Source organism: Micromonospora peucetia (assembly GCF_900091625.1).
GTDB classification, from domain to species: domain Bacteria; phylum Actinomycetota; class Actinomycetes; order Mycobacteriales; family Micromonosporaceae; genus Micromonospora; species Micromonospora peucetia.
This window is the reverse complement of record NZ_FMIC01000002.1, coordinates 2,221,236-2,236,046: the sequence shown is the minus strand read 5'-3', so window position 1 is coordinate 2,236,046 and position 14,811 is coordinate 2,221,236. Positions and strand designations below refer to the sequence as shown.

At 72.8% G+C, this 14,811-nt stretch carries 13 protein-coding genes, 1 tRNA gene and 2 pseudogenes; 7 read left to right on the top strand and 9 right to left on the bottom strand.

All coding sequences use genetic code 11. The features are described from left to right. Positions 1–17: 17 nt before the first annotated feature. From GA0070608_RS10505 to GA0070608_RS10495, 3 genes and pseudogenes are all read right to left on the bottom strand, one after another. Positions 18–690 (bottom strand): annotated as a pseudogene (locus tag GA0070608_RS10505) (HAD family hydrolase); the annotation flags it as partial. Next, a pseudogene (locus GA0070608_RS10500) lies at positions 687–1,209 on the bottom strand (GntR family transcriptional regulator); the annotation flags it as partial. The pseudogenes GA0070608_RS10500 and GA0070608_RS10505, both read right to left, overlap by 4 nt. Before the next feature lie 197 nt (positions 1,210–1,406). Then, a tRNA-Ser gene (locus GA0070608_RS10495) sits at positions 1,407–1,493 on the bottom strand. 96 nt (positions 1,494–1,589) lie between these two features. Here GA0070608_RS10495 and GA0070608_RS10490 point away from each other — a divergent pair. Both GA0070608_RS10490 and GA0070608_RS10485 read left to right on the top strand, forming a co-directional pair. After that, positions 1,590–2,129, top strand: a complete 540-nt coding sequence (locus GA0070608_RS10490) for an AAA family ATPase (protein WP_245715759.1) — start codon at positions 1,590–1,592, stop codon at positions 2,127–2,129. A gap of 9 nt (positions 2,130–2,138) precedes the next feature. Further along, positions 2,139–3,116 (top strand): NAD(P)H-quinone oxidoreductase, encoded by a 978-nt coding sequence (locus GA0070608_RS10485; RefSeq protein ID WP_091625892.1) that lies wholly within the window; start codon positions 2,139–2,141, stop codon positions 3,114–3,116. A 54-nt stretch (positions 3,117–3,170) separates the two neighbouring features. On the opposite strand, the gene soxR is transcribed toward GA0070608_RS10485, so the two are convergent. Further along, entirely contained in the window at positions 3,171–3,635 is a 465-nt protein-coding gene (gene soxR / locus GA0070608_RS10480; protein WP_091625888.1) for a redox-sensitive transcriptional activator SoxR, read from the bottom strand. A 46-nt stretch (positions 3,636–3,681) separates the two neighbouring features. Here soxR and GA0070608_RS10475 point away from each other — a divergent pair, with 46 nt between their 5' ends. Both GA0070608_RS10475 and GA0070608_RS10470 read left to right on the top strand, forming a co-directional pair. Further along, positions 3,682–4,449: a transketolase gene (locus tag GA0070608_RS10475; protein WP_091625885.1), complete on the top strand. Its 768-nt coding sequence runs from the start codon at positions 3,682–3,684 to the stop codon at positions 4,447–4,449. A 2-nt stretch (positions 4,450–4,451) separates the two neighbouring features. After that, a complete protein-coding gene (locus GA0070608_RS10470; protein WP_091634821.1) occupies positions 4,452–5,354 on the top strand; it encodes a transketolase family protein in 903 nt (300 codons plus the stop codon). 76 nt (positions 5,355–5,430) lie between these two features. On the opposite strand, the gene GA0070608_RS10465 is transcribed toward GA0070608_RS10470, so the two are convergent. After that, entirely contained in the window at positions 5,431–6,138 is a 708-nt protein-coding gene (locus GA0070608_RS10465) for a glycosyltransferase family 2 protein (RefSeq protein ID WP_091625882.1), read from the bottom strand. 103 nt (positions 6,139–6,241) lie between these two features. Here GA0070608_RS10465 and GA0070608_RS10460 point away from each other — a divergent pair, with 103 nt between their 5' ends. Further along, positions 6,242–8,473 carry a hypothetical protein gene (locus GA0070608_RS10460; protein WP_245715758.1) on the top strand — a complete coding sequence of 744 codons (2,232 nt, stop codon included), beginning with the start codon at positions 6,242–6,244 and terminating at the stop codon, positions 8,471–8,473. A gap of 180 nt (positions 8,474–8,653) precedes the next feature. After that, entirely contained in the window at positions 8,654–10,252 is a 1,599-nt protein-coding gene (locus GA0070608_RS10455) for a ricin-type beta-trefoil lectin domain protein (RefSeq protein ID WP_091625876.1), read from the top strand. Between the two features lie 113 nt (positions 10,253–10,365). Here GA0070608_RS10455 and GA0070608_RS10450 read toward each other — a convergent pair whose 3' ends face one another. The 3 genes from GA0070608_RS10450 to GA0070608_RS10440 all read right to left on the bottom strand — a co-directional run bounded on the left by GA0070608_RS10450 (position 10,366) and on the right by GA0070608_RS10440 (position 13,234). Then, positions 10,366–10,878: a hypothetical protein gene (locus GA0070608_RS10450; RefSeq protein ID WP_091625873.1), complete on the bottom strand. Its 513-nt coding sequence runs from the start codon at positions 10,876–10,878 to the stop codon at positions 10,366–10,368. A gap of 112 nt (positions 10,879–10,990) precedes the next feature. Beyond that, positions 10,991–12,007 (bottom strand): aminoglycoside phosphotransferase family protein, encoded by a 1,017-nt coding sequence (locus GA0070608_RS10445; protein ID WP_091625870.1) that lies wholly within the window; start codon positions 12,005–12,007, stop codon positions 10,991–10,993. 54 nt (positions 12,008–12,061) lie between these two features. Next, on the bottom strand, positions 12,062–13,234 hold the full coding sequence (locus GA0070608_RS10440) for a thiolase family protein (protein WP_091625865.1): 1,173 nt from the start codon (positions 13,232–13,234) through the stop codon (positions 12,062–12,064). Positions 13,235–13,322: 88 nt separating this feature from the next. Between GA0070608_RS10440 and GA0070608_RS10435 the strand changes: the two genes are divergently transcribed. Continuing rightward, positions 13,323–13,751 carry a PH domain-containing protein gene (locus GA0070608_RS10435; RefSeq protein ID WP_091625860.1) on the top strand — a complete coding sequence of 143 codons (429 nt, stop codon included), beginning with the start codon at positions 13,323–13,325 and terminating at the stop codon, positions 13,749–13,751. Between the two features lie 61 nt (positions 13,752–13,812). Here GA0070608_RS10435 and GA0070608_RS10430 read toward each other — a convergent pair whose 3' ends face one another. Continuing rightward, the gene (locus GA0070608_RS10430; protein WP_091634818.1) at positions 13,813–14,727 is read right to left on the bottom strand and encodes a rhomboid family intramembrane serine protease; all 915 of its coding nucleotides are present in this window, start codon (positions 14,725–14,727) and stop codon (positions 13,813–13,815) included. Positions 14,728–14,811 lie beyond the last annotated feature (84 nt).

The following is a 14,811-nucleotide window of genomic DNA, read 5'->3' as shown; positions in this document are numbered from 1 at the left end:
GCATCTCGGCCATCTATACGCTCGATCAGCATCCTCGCCATTTCGCCCATGCTCGTAATCACCACGTCCGCCCCGGCGGCCCGGAACGGCTCGGCCTTGGCCGGCCGATTCGCATAGCCAATCACCCGCACTCCGGCGGCACGCGCTCCATCGATGTCCGAAAGCGAGTTGCCGGCCAGAACGCACCGGCTCGGCTGCTCACCGACGGCACGCGCGGCTTGCAGGATCGGTTTTGGATTGGGTTTCATGCGTGTCGGGTCGGCGTACGCTCGACCGACCACCGGCGATACGTATGCGGCGAGCCGGTGCGCCGTCAGGTAGGCACTTACCGCACCGGCCGAGTTATTGCTGACCATCGCTACCGACATTCCGGCCTGCCGAATCGCCGCAATGACCTCACGGCCATACAGCGTTGCTTCGGCAGTCTCGACGGCCCGGCGCTCGGCCGCGCAGAGCGCGTCCTCTATCGCCCGCGTTACGTCCTGGTTGCCGGCCGCGCCCGTACGACGGAGCACCTTTAAGTGGGTCCGGCTCGCTAGCGAGGTCCGGCGGCACGTCGACCCCGTGCCGCCGGAGCACGTCGACCAGCTCGGGCGCCGGATAGCCAGCGAAGATGCTGCACACCGGTCCGTCGAAATCGAGCAGCACCGCGCCGACCCCGGTGAGCAGCCGGCCGAGGTCGGCGCTCATCCGGCGTACCGATAGGCGATGGCCGACCACACCGAGTCGAACCACTGGCGAGACGCCTCCACGAACTGTGTGCCCTGCGAAGCGTCGTCATCGGTCACCGCGTAGTGAAACAGCGGCACGTCTTTGCCCATCAGGTCGTAGATCGCCATGGGCTCACCCTTGATCGAAACGGTGCGCTCCACCACCGGATAGAAGCCGTAGAAGACCTCTTCGCCGTTCAGGATGTAGAGCTTGAACAGCGGGGACGCCCGGTGCATTCGCACCTCAACCGTGGCCGACCGGATTAGGCCGAGGTCGCCCAGCTCGGTGACCTGATCGATGATGCCGTCCGCCGCCCGACGGGTGATCCGCTCCGCGTTCGCGTACGGCGGGGTCGTCAGCTTGCGTCTCGGCCCGCGACGGCAATGCCATCGGCACGGTCATGTCGGAGATCAGGACTCGCACGGCGATCGTCTCCGGCGCGAGCCGGCCGACGCGCACCTTGTCGAGTGCTTCGGCGAGCGCGTCTCGCAGCGTCTCGCGGATCGAGGGAGCGTTGGGCACCGAGGAGCCAGGCACGGCCGAGAGCGAGCCGGGAGACGCCGACACGTAAACGACACGACCAGTGAGACGCGACGGCCCCGAGCGAGACGAAGTGAGACCGATTCACAACTCATAGACACACCCCCTGATCAGCATTTGCGCTGGCCAGAGGGCGTTGTTGCTGCCCATCGGGGCGGAGGGTGTGGGATTCGAACCCACGAAGACATCGCTGCCTTACCGGTTTTCAAGACCAGCGCCATCGGCCACTAGGCGAACCCTCCCGGGCCGCGCGCCCAAGGGGTGCGCGACGTGCCTAGTCTGCCACGCTTCCGTTGCGGGCGAGCGGGCACCGCACCCGCGCTGAGATGATCGACGGCGTGTGGAAGCTCCCGTCGGTGGTGCTGATCAGCGGAATCATGGCCGCCGGAAAGTCCACTGTGGCCGAGGCGCTGGCCCGGCGGCTGCCTCGCGCGGTGCACCTGCGCGGCGACGTCTTCCGGCGGATGGTGGTCAGCGGGCGGGAGGAGATGACCACCGAGCCGTCGGCGGAGGCCTGGCGGCAACTGCGGCTGCGCTACGACCTCGCCGCGTCGGCGGCGGACCGGTATGCCGCCGCCGGTTTCACCGTGCTGCTCCAGGACGTGGTCCTCGGGGCGGAGCTGCCGGCGATGGTCGACCGGATCCGGCACCGGCCGCTGGCGGTCGTGGTGCTCGCGCCGAGCCCCGAGGCCGTCGCCGCCCGCGAGGACGCGCGGGAGAAGAAGGGGTACGGGGACTGGCCAATCGCCGACCTGGACGCGGACTTCCGGGCGCAGACGCCCCGGATCGGGCTCTGGCTGGACACCTCGGCGCTGACCCCGGCGCAGACGGTGGACAAGATCCTGGCCCGGGCGTGGACCGACGGGCGGGTGGGGTAGACACGGAACATGCGCGCGATGACTATCCCGGAGCCCGGCGGACCTGACGCACTGGTCTGGAGCGAGGTGCCCGATCCCGAGCCCGGCCCGGGCGAGGTGGTCGTCGACGTGCGGGCCAGCGCGGTGAACCGGGCCGACCTGCTGCAACGGCAGGGGCATTACCCGCCGCCGCCGGGCGTGCCCGCGTACCCCGGGCTGGAGTGCTCCGGGGTGATCAGCGCGATCGGCCCCGACGTGGCCGGCTGGGAGCTGGGCCGCGAGGTCTGTGCCCTGCTGGCTGGCGGCGGGTACGCGGAGCGGGTGGCGGTGCCGGCCGGGCAACTGCTGCCGGTGCCGGCCGGCGTCGACCTGGTCGACGCGGCGGCGCTGCCCGAGGTGGCCTGCACGGTCTGGTCGAACGTGGTGCGGGTGGCCCGGCTCGGCCGGGGCGAGACGCTGCTGCTACATGGTGGCGGCAGCGGGATCGGCACCTTCGCGATCCAGCTCGCGGTCGCGCTCGGTGCCACCGTGGCGGTCACCGCCCGGTCCGGCAAGCACGAGCGGCTGCGTGAGCTGGGCGCGGCGCACACGATCGACTACCGGGAGCAGGACTTCGTCAAGGAGATCCGGCGGGTCACCGACGGTCGGGGCGCGGACGTCATCCTCGACATCATGGGCGCTGCCTACCTGGCCCGGAACGTGGCGGCGCTGGCCACGGGCGGGCGGCTGGTGGTGATCGGCATGCAGGGCGGCCGGAAGGGCGAGCTGGATCTGGGGGCGCTGCTGGCCAAGCGGGGCACGATCGCGGCGACCGCGCTGCGGTCCCGGCCGCTGGACGAGAAGGCGGAGATCGTCCGTGGGGTCCGCGAACAGGTGTGGCCGCTGGTCGAGTCGGGGGCGGTCCGGCCGGTGGTGGACCGGCGGCTGCCGATGACCGAGGCGGCGCGGGCGCACCGGCTGGTCGAGTCGAACGACCATGTCGGCAAGGTGCTGCTCACCACCGGCTGAGGCGCGGGCCGCTCGGCAGTACGGCCGGGACCGGACCCCGGCCGGGCAGCCGGGTCAGGGCGTGGGCGTCGGTTCCGCAGCCTCGCGGGGGAGCACCAGGCGGGCACCGGGGCCCTCGCCGGCGAGCGAGTCGCCGGGGTTGTAGAGGGTGCAGCGTTGCAGGGACAGGCAGCCGCAGCCGATGCAGCCGTCGAGGTCGTCGCGGAGCTTGGTCATCAGCCGGATCTTCTCGTTCAGCCGCTCCCGCCAGGTCGCGGAGAGCCGCGCCCAGTCCTCGGCGCTGGGCATGCGTGAGGCCGGCAGGGAGTCCAGCGCCTCCCGGATCTCCTCTAGCGAGATGCCGACCTGCTGGGAGATCCGGACGAACGCCACCCGGCGCAGCTCGGTGCGGGCATAGCGGCGCTGGTTGCCGCCCGTCCGCTCCGCCCGGATCAGCCCAAGCCGCTCGTAGTAGCGCAACGCCGAGGGCGCTACGCCGCTGCGGGTGGAAAGCTGGCCGATGGTCAGAGATTCGTGCATCACGTCGCCTTGAGTTGAAGTGGACTTCAACTTGCAGGCTAGTGGCATGACCACGACCACCGCCAGCGCTGGCCCGGCCCCGACCGCCGCGCCACCCCGTGACCGGACCGCCGCGCCACCCCGTGACCCGACCGTCCCACCGCTGCCGGGACCCGTCGCGCCGCTGTACGAGCGGATCCGGGCGGGCCGTGAGTTCAGCGCGAAAGTCCGCTCCACCGTCGACGTGCTCTGGGTGCTCTACGACCGGGTTCTCCGGGTCACCCCGGAGACCGTCGACGACTCCCGGCGGGACCGGTTCCTGCTCTCCAAGGGGCACGCCGTCGAGGGCTACTACGCCGTGCTCGCCGCGAAGGGGTTCATCCCCGCCGAATGGCTGGACGACCAGGGCGGGCCCGAGAGCCGGCTCGGCGACCACCCCGACCGGATGCTGGTGCCCGGGGTGGAGATCGGCTCCGGCTCGCTGGGCCACGGGCTCGGGCTCGGCGTGGGCACCGCGCTCGGGCTGCGCGCCCAGGGCCTGCTGACGCCCCGGGTCCACGTGCTGCTCGGCGACGCGGAACTGGACGAGGGCTCCAACCACGAGGCGATCGCGTACGCGGGGGCGACCGGGTTGGGCAGCCTGACCGCGATCGTGGTCGACAACCGCTCCGCCACGTACGGCTGGCCGGGCGGCGTCGCGGCCCGGTTCACCGTCAACGGCTGGACCGCCACCACCGTCGACGGGCACGACCACGACGCCCTGCACACCGCCCTGACCGGGCACGACAACCACCGGCCGCACGTCGTCGTCGCGGCCGTCGACCAGGGGGAGTGACCGTGCGGGACCGATTCGTCGACACCACCACCGCACTGCTGGCGGAGGATCCGCGTACGGCCCTGGTGCTGGCCGACATCTCCGCCGCCGCGTTCGCCCCGGCCGCGTACCGGCACCCGGACCGGGTGCTCAACGTCGGGATCCGGGAACAACTGATGGTGGGTGTGGCCGGCGGGCTCGCGCTGACCGGGCTGCGGCCGATCGTGCACAGCTACGCCCCGTTCCTCGTCGAGCGGGCGTACGAGCAGATCAAGATCGACCTGGACCACCAGGGCGTGGGCGCGGTGCTGGTCAGTGTCGGCGCGTCGTACGACCGGGCGGCCTCCGGCCGGACCCACCTGTCCCCGGCCGACGTCTCGTTGATCGACACGCTGCACGGCTGGACCGTGCACGTTCCCGGTCACCCCGGCGAGGTGCCGGCGTTGCTGCGGGACGCGGTGGCCGCCGACGGCTCGGCGTACCTGCGACTGTCCACGCTGCACAACGCCCGGCCGTACGGTGGCGACGGCGCGCTGCGGGTGCTCCGGGATGCGGGGCCGGGCGCGCCGCTGCTGGTCGCGGTGGGTCCGGTGCTGGACGCGGCACTGGCGGCGGTGGCCGACCTGGGGGTGACGGTGGCCTACACCCACCGGCCGCGGCCGTTCGACACGGCGGGGCTGCGGGCGCTGGCCGGCGACGCGGTGATCCTGGTCGAGCCCTACCTGGCGGGGACGTCGGCCCGGGTGGTGTCGGCGGCGCTGGCCGACCGGCCGCACCGGCTGCTGGCGCTCGGCGTGGGACGCGACGAGTTGCGCCGGTACGGCTCGGCCGAGGACCACACCCGCTGGCACGGGCTGGACGCTGCCGGGCTGCGCCACTCGGTAGGTGAATTCCTGGATTCGGCGCTGCTGGGGGCCGGCCGTTGAGTCGTGCCCGCAATTCGAAGGCACCGACGTCCGGGGCGGGCACGAGAAGCCGCGCCGCCAGGCGGCGCGGGAGTGGTCAGCGGGTCGGGGCGCCGAGGGGGCGGCGGCGGGTGCGCTCGCGGCCGAGGATCCAGAGCGCCTCGACGCCGTCCTTCCAGGTGATCTTCTTGCCCTCTTCGCGGCCCCGGGCGCGGTAGCTGATCGGGACCTCGTAGGGGCGGATGCGGCGACGCAGCAGCTTGCCGGTGACCTCGGCCTCCATGCCGAAGCCCCGCGAGCGGACGTCGAGCGAACGGTAGAGCGCGACCGGCATCAGCTTGAAGCAGGTCTCCAGGTCGCCGATGTAGGAATTGAACAGGACGTTCGCCGCCATCGTGACGCCCTTGTTGCCCATCACGTACCAGAAGCTGTAGGCGCTGTGGCTGCCGAAGGTGCGGTTGCCGTAGACCACCGTGGCCCGCCCGTCGAGCACCGGGTCGAGCAGCTTGGGGATGTCCAGCGGGTCGTACTCCAGGTCGGCGTCGAGGATGACCATGTAGTCGCCCTCGGCGCTGTCGACCGCCGTCTTGATGGCCGCGCCCTTGCCGGCGTTGCGCTGGTGGGTGATGACCCGCAGGCGCGCGTCGTCGGCCCGACCGAGGATCTCACCGGTGCCGTCCCGGCTGCCGTCGTCGACCACGACCAGCTCGATCTCACACGGGTAGTCGACCGCCAACGCCTGCTTGAGGGCATCCGCGATGCGCTCTTCCTCGTTGTAGACCGGCATGAGGATCGAGAGCTTCACGGAAATCTCCACGGTGGCGGCGATATGTCGGCCCTAGCCTAGCCTGGCTGCCAGCGACGCGGTGCTCAGCAATGCGGGCATCGGGCGCGGCAGCCTCAGGTTCATGGTGTTTACTGCCGCCATGTCGGCAGTCGGCCACCTGCTAGCCCTGGCGCCGGTCGCCGCGATCGGACTGCTCGCCGTCGCGCTCCGGCCGGCCGGGACCGTGGCGGGGCGGCGCCTCGCGCTGGTCCGGGCGGCTCTGGTCACCGGCGCGTTCGCGGTGCTCACGGTGGAACTGCTCGGAGCGCTGCGGCTGCTCACCCTGCCGGCGTTCGCCGTGGCCTGGCTGTCCCTCCTCGCGGGCGCGGGCGCCGCCGCCGGCTGGCGACGCCGCCGGGATGCCGCGCGCCGTACGGTCCAGGTCGTCGCGGTCGAGGTCGTCGCCGCGCCGGAGCCCGCGCTGGTCGGCGCGACGACCGGCCCGACCGCCGGCCCGCCGGCCCCTCCGCCCTCGCCGGACACCGCCGCACCGCACGCCGAGCCGCGCCGAGCCGGCTGGCCGACCCGGCTGGCCGACGCCTGGCGTACGGCGGGTCGGGGCGAGCGGCTGCTCGCCGGCACGGTCGGTGGACTGCTGCTGGTCGAGTTCCTGATCGCCCTGCTGGCCGAGCCGAACAACTTCGACTCGCAGACCTACCACCTGCCCAAGGTCGAGCAGTGGGTGGCCAGCGGCAGCCTGGAGTTCTGGCCCACCGCCATTCACCGGCAGGTGACCATCCCGCCCGGCGCCGAGTACCTGCTGCTGCACCTGCGCCTGTTCACCGGCGGGGACGCGCTGCACAATCTGGTGCAGTGGGCGGCCGGCGTCGGCGTACTGCTGGCGGCCACCCGGATCACCGCGCAGCTCGGCGGGGGGCGGCGGGCCCAGTTGCTCACCGCGTTCGTGCTCGCCACCACCCCGATGGTGGCGCTCCAGGCGACCAGCACCCAGACCGACCTGGTCTGCGCCGCCTGGGTGGCCTGCGCGGCCACCCTGGCGCTGGACGGGCTGCGCCGGCGGGCCGGGGTCGGGGCGATGCTGGCGCTGGGGGCGGCCACCGGGCTGACCGCGCTGACCAAGACCAACGGCCTGGTCGCGGTCGGGCCACTTCTGCTGCTCTGGGGGCTGGCCCAGCTCCGGCTGGCCCGGGCCGGCTCCGCGCCGGAGCACGCCGGGTCGCCCGGCCGGGGCACCGAATCACCCGACGCGTCCCGGCCCGGTCGCTTCCGGCGGGGGCGGCAGGTGCGCCGGACGGTCGCCGGGTCGGTGCTGATCCTGCTGGTCGCCGGGGTGGTGGTCGGGCCGTTCCTGGCCCGGGTGACCGCCGAGTTCGGGCATCCGCTGGGGCCGCCCCGGCTGCGCGAGTCCGTTCCGATGGAGCGGCACGATCCGGCCTCGGTGCTGGTCAACGCGCTGCGGATCGTGCACACCGCGTTCGACACGCCGCTCGCGCCGCTGCGTCGGGCGGGTGCCGGGGCGATCGTCGGCGGCGCCGGGGTGATCGGGGTGGACCCGCAGGACCGGGCCATCACCTTCGGGCAGGAACGGTTCCCGGTGCCGTCCTGGTATCCGGACGAGGACCGGGTGGCCTTTCCGCTGGCCGGGGTGCTGGCGGTGATCGGGGCGGCGGTCGCGCTGGCCCGACCGGGCCGGGTCAGCCCGACGCGGGCGGGGCCGCTGCGCGCGTACGCGGTGGTCGTGGTGGCGGCCGTGCTGCTGCACACCGCCATGATCAAGTGGCAGCCGTGGGGCAACCGCCTGCTGCTCTACACGCTGGTGCTGGCCGTACCGCTGGCGGGGCTCTGGCTGGACGCGCTGTTTCGGCGGCGGGCCGGCGGCGCGGGAGGACGGCGGCCGGTGGCGGCCGGGCTCGCGGTTAGCGTGCTGGCCACCTGCGCGCTGGCCGGGGTGCTGGCGGTGTCGTACGGCTTCCCGCGCCGGCTGGTCGGCGCGGGCTCGGTCTTCACCACCTCGGAATGGGACACCCGGTTCCTGCGGCGTCCCCAGTGGGCAGAGGAGTTCCGCTGGGCGGCCGACGCGGTACGCGCGACGGACGCCCGCCGGATCGGCCTGGTGCAGCAGAACGACAACTGGGAGTACCCCTGGTGGCTGCTGCTGCGGGACGCGGACGGGCGCCCGCCGGAGCTGGTGGCGCTCCAGTCGGTGCTGCCTGGGCGCCCGCCGGCCGATCCGGCCTCGGTGGACGCCATCGTCTGCACCGGCAGTCGGCCGGCGTGCACCGCGTTGGTGCCGGGGGGCTGGCGCGTGCAGTTCCGGGGCTACGCGGGTTACGCCCTCCCGCCGGCAGGCTGACCCGCCGGGGAGCCCGGCCGGTCCCTCTCGCTGACCCCGCATGTCGCGCGATTCGACCGGTTCGCCCGGTTCTACACTCTGTGCGCAACGATTCCGAGACGCATTCACATATCTCGAAGCCGACGCTACCTTCTGGTAACTCGATCGACGTCCCGCGATCGAGCCGAAAGGAGTCCGTCGATGCTTGGTTTTCCTGCCAGGCGCGAGCGCGCGACCCGACGACGGGCGCTCACCGTCGTCGCCGCCGCCGCTCTCGTCCTGCCGATGTTCGCCGCAACAGCCTCCCCCGCCACCGCGGCCGCCCGTCCGGCCATCCAGCCGCTCGCCGCCAACCTGGAGGCGATCCGCGCCACCGAGGCCACCGCGCTCTACGGCGCGCCCACCATCCGTCCCATCGAGCAACGTCGCACCGCGCTGATCACCATGGGCGACAGCGAGATCTCCGGCGAGGGGGTGGGCAACTACATCCCCGGCACCCACCAGCCCGGCAACTGGTGCGACCGCTCGTACGACCAGGCGGTGTTCCGCACCGGCATCACCGCCGACGAGAAATACAACATCGCCTGCTCCGGGGCGACGCCGTGGAACCTGATCCGGGGCGGGCCGACGCAGCACAACGAGCTGAACCAGGGCGACCACCTGGCCATCAAGGCGCGTAACACGCACATCAAGCTGATCTGGGTGGTGGTCGGCGCCAACGGCGACGGCACGATCCAGTTCGGCCCGGTCGCCACCGACTGCGCCGTCCGCCGGGTCTTCCTCCAGGGTGCCTGCTACCCCACCTACACCGACCAGTGGACCGTCCGCACCGACGGCAGCCGGCAGGCGGTCGAGGACACGCTCGGCGACATCCGGCAGACCATGACCGGCGCCGGCTACCTGCGGTCGGACTACGAGCTGGTGCTGATGTCGTACCCGAGCCCGGGCAGCCCGGACGTGGAGGACAACCCGAACTTCCCCGGCTGGTACTCCGGCGGCTGCCTGCTCTACCTGGCTGACGCCGCGTTCGCCCGGAACAAGGCGGTGCCGATGTTCGAATCGGCGCTGCGGGCGGCGGCGGCCAACACGGGCACCCGCTACCTGGACGCCAGCCGGCTCTTCCACGGTCGCGAGGTGTGCACGGACAGCACCGCCGTGCGCGGGCTGCACATCGAGATCGGCATCTGGGACGAGAACGCGGCCCGGCAGTCGTTCCACCCGAACAAGCAGGGGCACGGCATGTTCGCCCAGTGCGTCACCCAGTTCTGGAACTCCGGGCAGCAGCGGGCGACCTGCGTGGACCCGGCCAGCACCGGCAACGGCATGCTCTACAACGGGCTGTTCGAGTTCAAGCAGCTGCGCAATGCCGCGACCGGCACCTGCGTCGACGGCAAGGGCTACGACTCACGCAACAACACGGCCCAGCAGTCGTACGGCTGCCACGGTGGCCGCAACCAGGGCTTCTGGTACGACCCGACCCGCCAGTCGCTGCACTCGGAGCTCTCCCACGACCGCTGCCTGGACGTCTCGGGCGGGTCGCTGAGCGCCGGCACGGCGGTGAACATCTACAACTGCCACGGCGGCACCAACCAGAAGTTCGTCCTCGCCGGCAACCAGATCAAGGCGGCCGGCAACAGCAACCTCTGCCTGGCGTTCGACAACCCGGGGTCGGGCACCCCCCGGCTGCGCCTGGCGACCTGCGCCACCAGCACCCGCCAGCAGTGGTCCTTCGAGTCCCGCAACTTCGCCAACCCGGTGGGCTACGGGCACGACGACTTCATCGGCTCCCGCGTCTACTGAGATCGCTCCTCCCGCGCGAGCGGTGCCGCCCTCCCGGGCGGTACCGCTCGCGCCGCCGCGACGGCGCAGCTGCGGTGCGGCGGATGTTCGGGTTCGGGTCGGCAGGACAGCGGTCAACGCACCACGGCGGTACGGAAGATGTCGGGTCGCGCCACCGCCGGCGCCTCGCCGATGGTGGCGACGATCCGCTCCCGGGGTGTCCGCAGCCGGGTCCGGAAGGCGTGGTTCAGCAGCGCGTCGAGCTGCCACACCTGCTTCGGGTGGCGGGTCCGGACGAGGAACCGCTCACGGATCCCGTCGATCGCGGTGGCGGCCAGCTCGACCGAGTGCAGGCGCGGGTCGGGGCTCCAGGTGACGTTGCTGAGCTCCCGCAACTCCGTGTTGAGGTGCAGGCGCAGCCGGTGCAGCACGCGGGTCTGCTGGGTGACGACCAGCCGTCGGTGGGTCAGCAGGAGGAGATACTCACCGGCCATCGGGCGCTCCGGCCGGGCGCACCGGGTGACGAGGACGGTGGCGTCGCCGGAACCGACGCAGCGGCGGAACACCGGCATGTGCCGGGTGACGGTCTGCACCGCCAGCCCGGCCTCGGAGGCGGCCGGGAGGAACGTTCGGGAGAAGACGTCCATGCTCTGCCCAACGAGTCGCGACCTGGGGTGACATGGGTCACGCCGGAATTCTGGAACTTCCACGCGGGCGCGTCGCACCGCCTGTCCGACTTCGCCGCCGGCCTGGGCCGGATCAGACCGGATCCGGTGCGAACAGTTCCTGCAACCAGCCGGGCACCGCGGACGCGTACTCCGCCCGGGTCGGGTCCGGGGTCTGGAGGGCTCGGCGCCAGGAGAGTGCCCGGCTGACCCGGGTGACGCGGACCGCCAGGCGGGCCGCCTCGCGCAGCGTTCCCAGGTCGTGCCCGTCCGACCACGGCTCCAGGTAGGCGTCGCGCAGCCGAGCCAGCGCCGGGTCGCCGTCGGGCAGCCCGAACGCGTCCGCGACCGAGTTCAGCGTCACCAGCAGGGTGCCGAACGGATGTGCCACCGAGGCGTCACCCCAGTCGAAGAAGCGGTACTGGTCGTCGGCCGCGAAGACGTTGCCGTCGTGCAGGTCGTCGTGCTGGATGGTCGGCGCGACGCCCGAGCCGGCCAACCGCCGGCAGTCCTCGGCGAACCCGGCCCGGTGGGCGCGCAGCCGCTCGTACGCCTCGACGGTGAGCCCGTCCTCCGCCCCGAACAGCAGCGACTCCTCGTCGTCCAGCAGCGCCTCGAACAGCTCCGGCAGCAACTCCGGCCGGTGGTCGGGCACGCCGAGGGCGAGCAGTTCGCCGGCTGCGGGCGCGACCGCGCGCTGGAGGTCGGCGTACTCCGGCAGGACCCGCTCCCAGCGGGTCAGCTGGCTCCGGTCACCGCCCAGCACCTCGCGCAGCGTCCGGCTGCCGTCGGGCAGCAGGGACCAGCCGCGGTCGGCGTCCACGGCGAGCGGGTCGAGCACCCGGCCGGGGGCGAGCCGGGCCAGCGCGGCCAGCAGTGCGGCCTCGTGCCGGGTGCCGGGATTGGTCGCCTTGAACCAGACGTCCCCGGTGTCGGTGGGCACCCGCCACACCAGCGACCAGGGCCGGACCCGGGGTTCGACCGGGCCGACGACCCGCCGGCCGTGCTGACCGAGCCGGTCGCCGATCCAGTCCAGGGCCGCGTCGGACCAGTGCGGGTCGGACCAGTGCGGGTCGGCCCAGTCGGTGCGCGGCGTGGCGGCGTCAGTCACGCTCGGGAACCTAGCCGCCACCCCGCCACCGGGCCAGAGATTTTCCTCCGCCTGCTACAGCAGCTCGACAATGGTGGCGTTGGCCATGCCGCCGCCCTCGCACATCGTCTGGAGGCCGTATCGGATGTCGTTGTCCCGCATGTGGGCAAGCATGGTGGTCATGATCCGGGCGCCGGAGCCGCCGAGCGGGTGGCCGAGGGCGATCGCGCCACCGCGCGGGTTGAGCCGCGCCGGGTCCGCCTCGGTCTCCGCCAGCCAGGCCAGCGGCACCGGCGCGAACGCCTCGTTCACCTCGTACACCCCAATCTCCTCGATGCCCAGCCCCGCGCGGCGCAGCGCCTTCGCGGTGGCCGGGATGGGCGCGGTGAGCATGGTGACGGGGTCGTCGGCGGCGACGACTGCGGTGTGCACCCGGGCCAGCGGGCGCAGGCCGTGCCGGCTGGCCCACTCGCTGGTGGTCACGGCGAGCGCCGCCGCGCCGTCGGAGATCTGCGACGCGGAGCCGGCGGTGACCACTCCGTCGGGGCGGAACGGGGTGGCCAGCTCACCGAGCTTCGCCAGCGAGGTGTCCCGCCGGATGCCCTCGTCGGCAGTGAACTTGCCGCCGTCGGCCAGGGCGACCGGGGCGATCTCGGCTTCGAAGGCGCCGGCGTCCTGCGCGGCGGCGGCCTTATCGTGGCTGGCGAGGGCGAACTCGTCGAGCTGTGCGCGGGAGAAGCGCCAGCGCTCGGCGATCAGCTCCGCCCCGACGCCCTGGTTGAACGGCAGCGGCGCGTCGTCGGCGAAGCCCTCGACGCCCCGGTAGCGGTCGCGCAGCTGGTCACTGAAGGGTGATCCGCCGGCCACGCTGGAGCCCATCGCGACCCGGGTCATCGACTCGACGCCGCCGGCCACGACCAGATCGGCCTGGCCGGAGAGGACGGTGGCGGCGGCGAAGTGCAGGGCCTGCTGGCTGGAGCCGCACTGCCGGTCGAGCGTGGTGCCGGGCACCGACTCGGGCCAGCCGGCGGCGAGCACGCCGTTGCGGGCGACGTTCCACGACTGGTCACCGACCTGGGAGACGCAGCCCCAGACCACGTCGTCGACCTGCGCCGGGTCGATGCCGGTGCGCTCGGCGAGGGCGCGCAGCACGTGCGCCGAGAGGTCGACCGGGTGCACGGTGGTCAGGCTGCCCTTGCGCCGCCCAACCGGGGTGCGTACCGCGCCGACGATGACTGCGTCACTCATGACTACTCCCCGGTAACTTGGGCTGGCCCCGATCCTACGTCGTCAGCGGGTCGGGCGTCCTCCCCCGGCGCCCTGGCATGCTGAACGGATGCGTCCACACCCGGCCCCGGCCCGGCAGTGGCGGGTGCCGCCCGCCCTGCCGGCGCTCAAGCTGACCGGCTCGGTCGCGCTGCTCGCGCTGGCCCTGCTCCTCGACGGGGGTGACCTGGTCCGGTTGGCGCTGGCCGTGCTCATGGCCGCCGCGCTCGCCGGCTGGGCGACCCGCGACCTGGTCGCGCCGGTGCGGATGGCGGTCGACCCGGACGGGATCACCGTCATCCAGGGTTTCGCCGGGCACCGGCGGCTGCCCTGGTCGGCCGTGGAGAAGGTGACCGTGGACCGCCACACGCGGCGGGGCCTGACCGGCGAGATGCTGGAGATCGACGCGGGCGAGTCGCTGCACCTCTTCGGCCGCCACGACCTCGGCGCGGATCCCGCCGAGGTGGCCGAGGCCCTGCACGAGGCCCGTCCACACTGAGCCGGACCGCACGCCCGCGCCGGAGCAGACCCCGGCCGGGCCGGCCGGGACGGGCCGGCGGTCAGCCGCCGACGATGGCCGCGGTGCGGACCAGGGCCAGGCCGAGCAGCGCCATCACGATCAACGCCCCGCCCGCGAACTGCACCAGCGTCCGCCGCGACCGCGGGGCGTACGCGAACACGAGCGCCAGCAGCCCGCCGACCACCAGGCCGCCCAGGTGACCGGGAATCGAGATACCCGGCACGGTGAACGTGAAGACCAGGTTGATCACCAGGACGGGGAGCACCTGGGAGATGTCCCGCCCCATCTTGCGTTCGATGATCAGGAGCGCGGCGAACAGGCCGAAGATCGACGTGGAGGCGCCGGCGGTGAGCTGGTTCTGCGCGCTGAACAGGTAGGCGGCGACGTTCCCGCCCAGCCCGGCGACCAGGTAGAGCGCCCCGAACCGCAGCGGCCCGAGGCTGGCCTCCAGCGACCGGCCGAGCACCCACAGCGCCCACATGTTCAGCAGCAGGTGGACCACGCCATAGTGCAGGAACATCGCGGTGACCAGGCGGTACCACTCGCCCTCGGCGATGCCGCCGACCGTGCCGTCCGGGAAGATCGCGCCGCCGAGCACCGAACCCCAGTCGGTCAGCGGGGTGCTGCCGCCCATCAGACCGCCGAAGCCGGAGCCGCCGACCGCCGCGTCCCCGCCCCGGTCGGAGGCGATGGAGAGCAGCATCATCAGCACGTTGAGCGCGAGCAGCGCCTTGGTGACGTAGCCCTGCCGGCCGGCGGCACCGCCACCGAAGGCGGTGCGCGCCGGCCGTACGCTACGACGTCCCTCCGCCACGCATTCCGGGCACTGGAACCCGACCGAGGCCTCCCGCATGCAGTCCGGACAGATCGGCCGGTCGCAGCGGGTGCATCGGACGTACGTCTCCCGGCCGGGATGCCGGAAGCAGACCGGGGCGGTGGGTGGGGACTCGCTCACCACACCCGCCCGCCGTCACCGGCCACGCGGCCCACCAACCGGTCCCGACCCTCGGAGCGCTCAGTCATGTCGGCAAAGGTACCT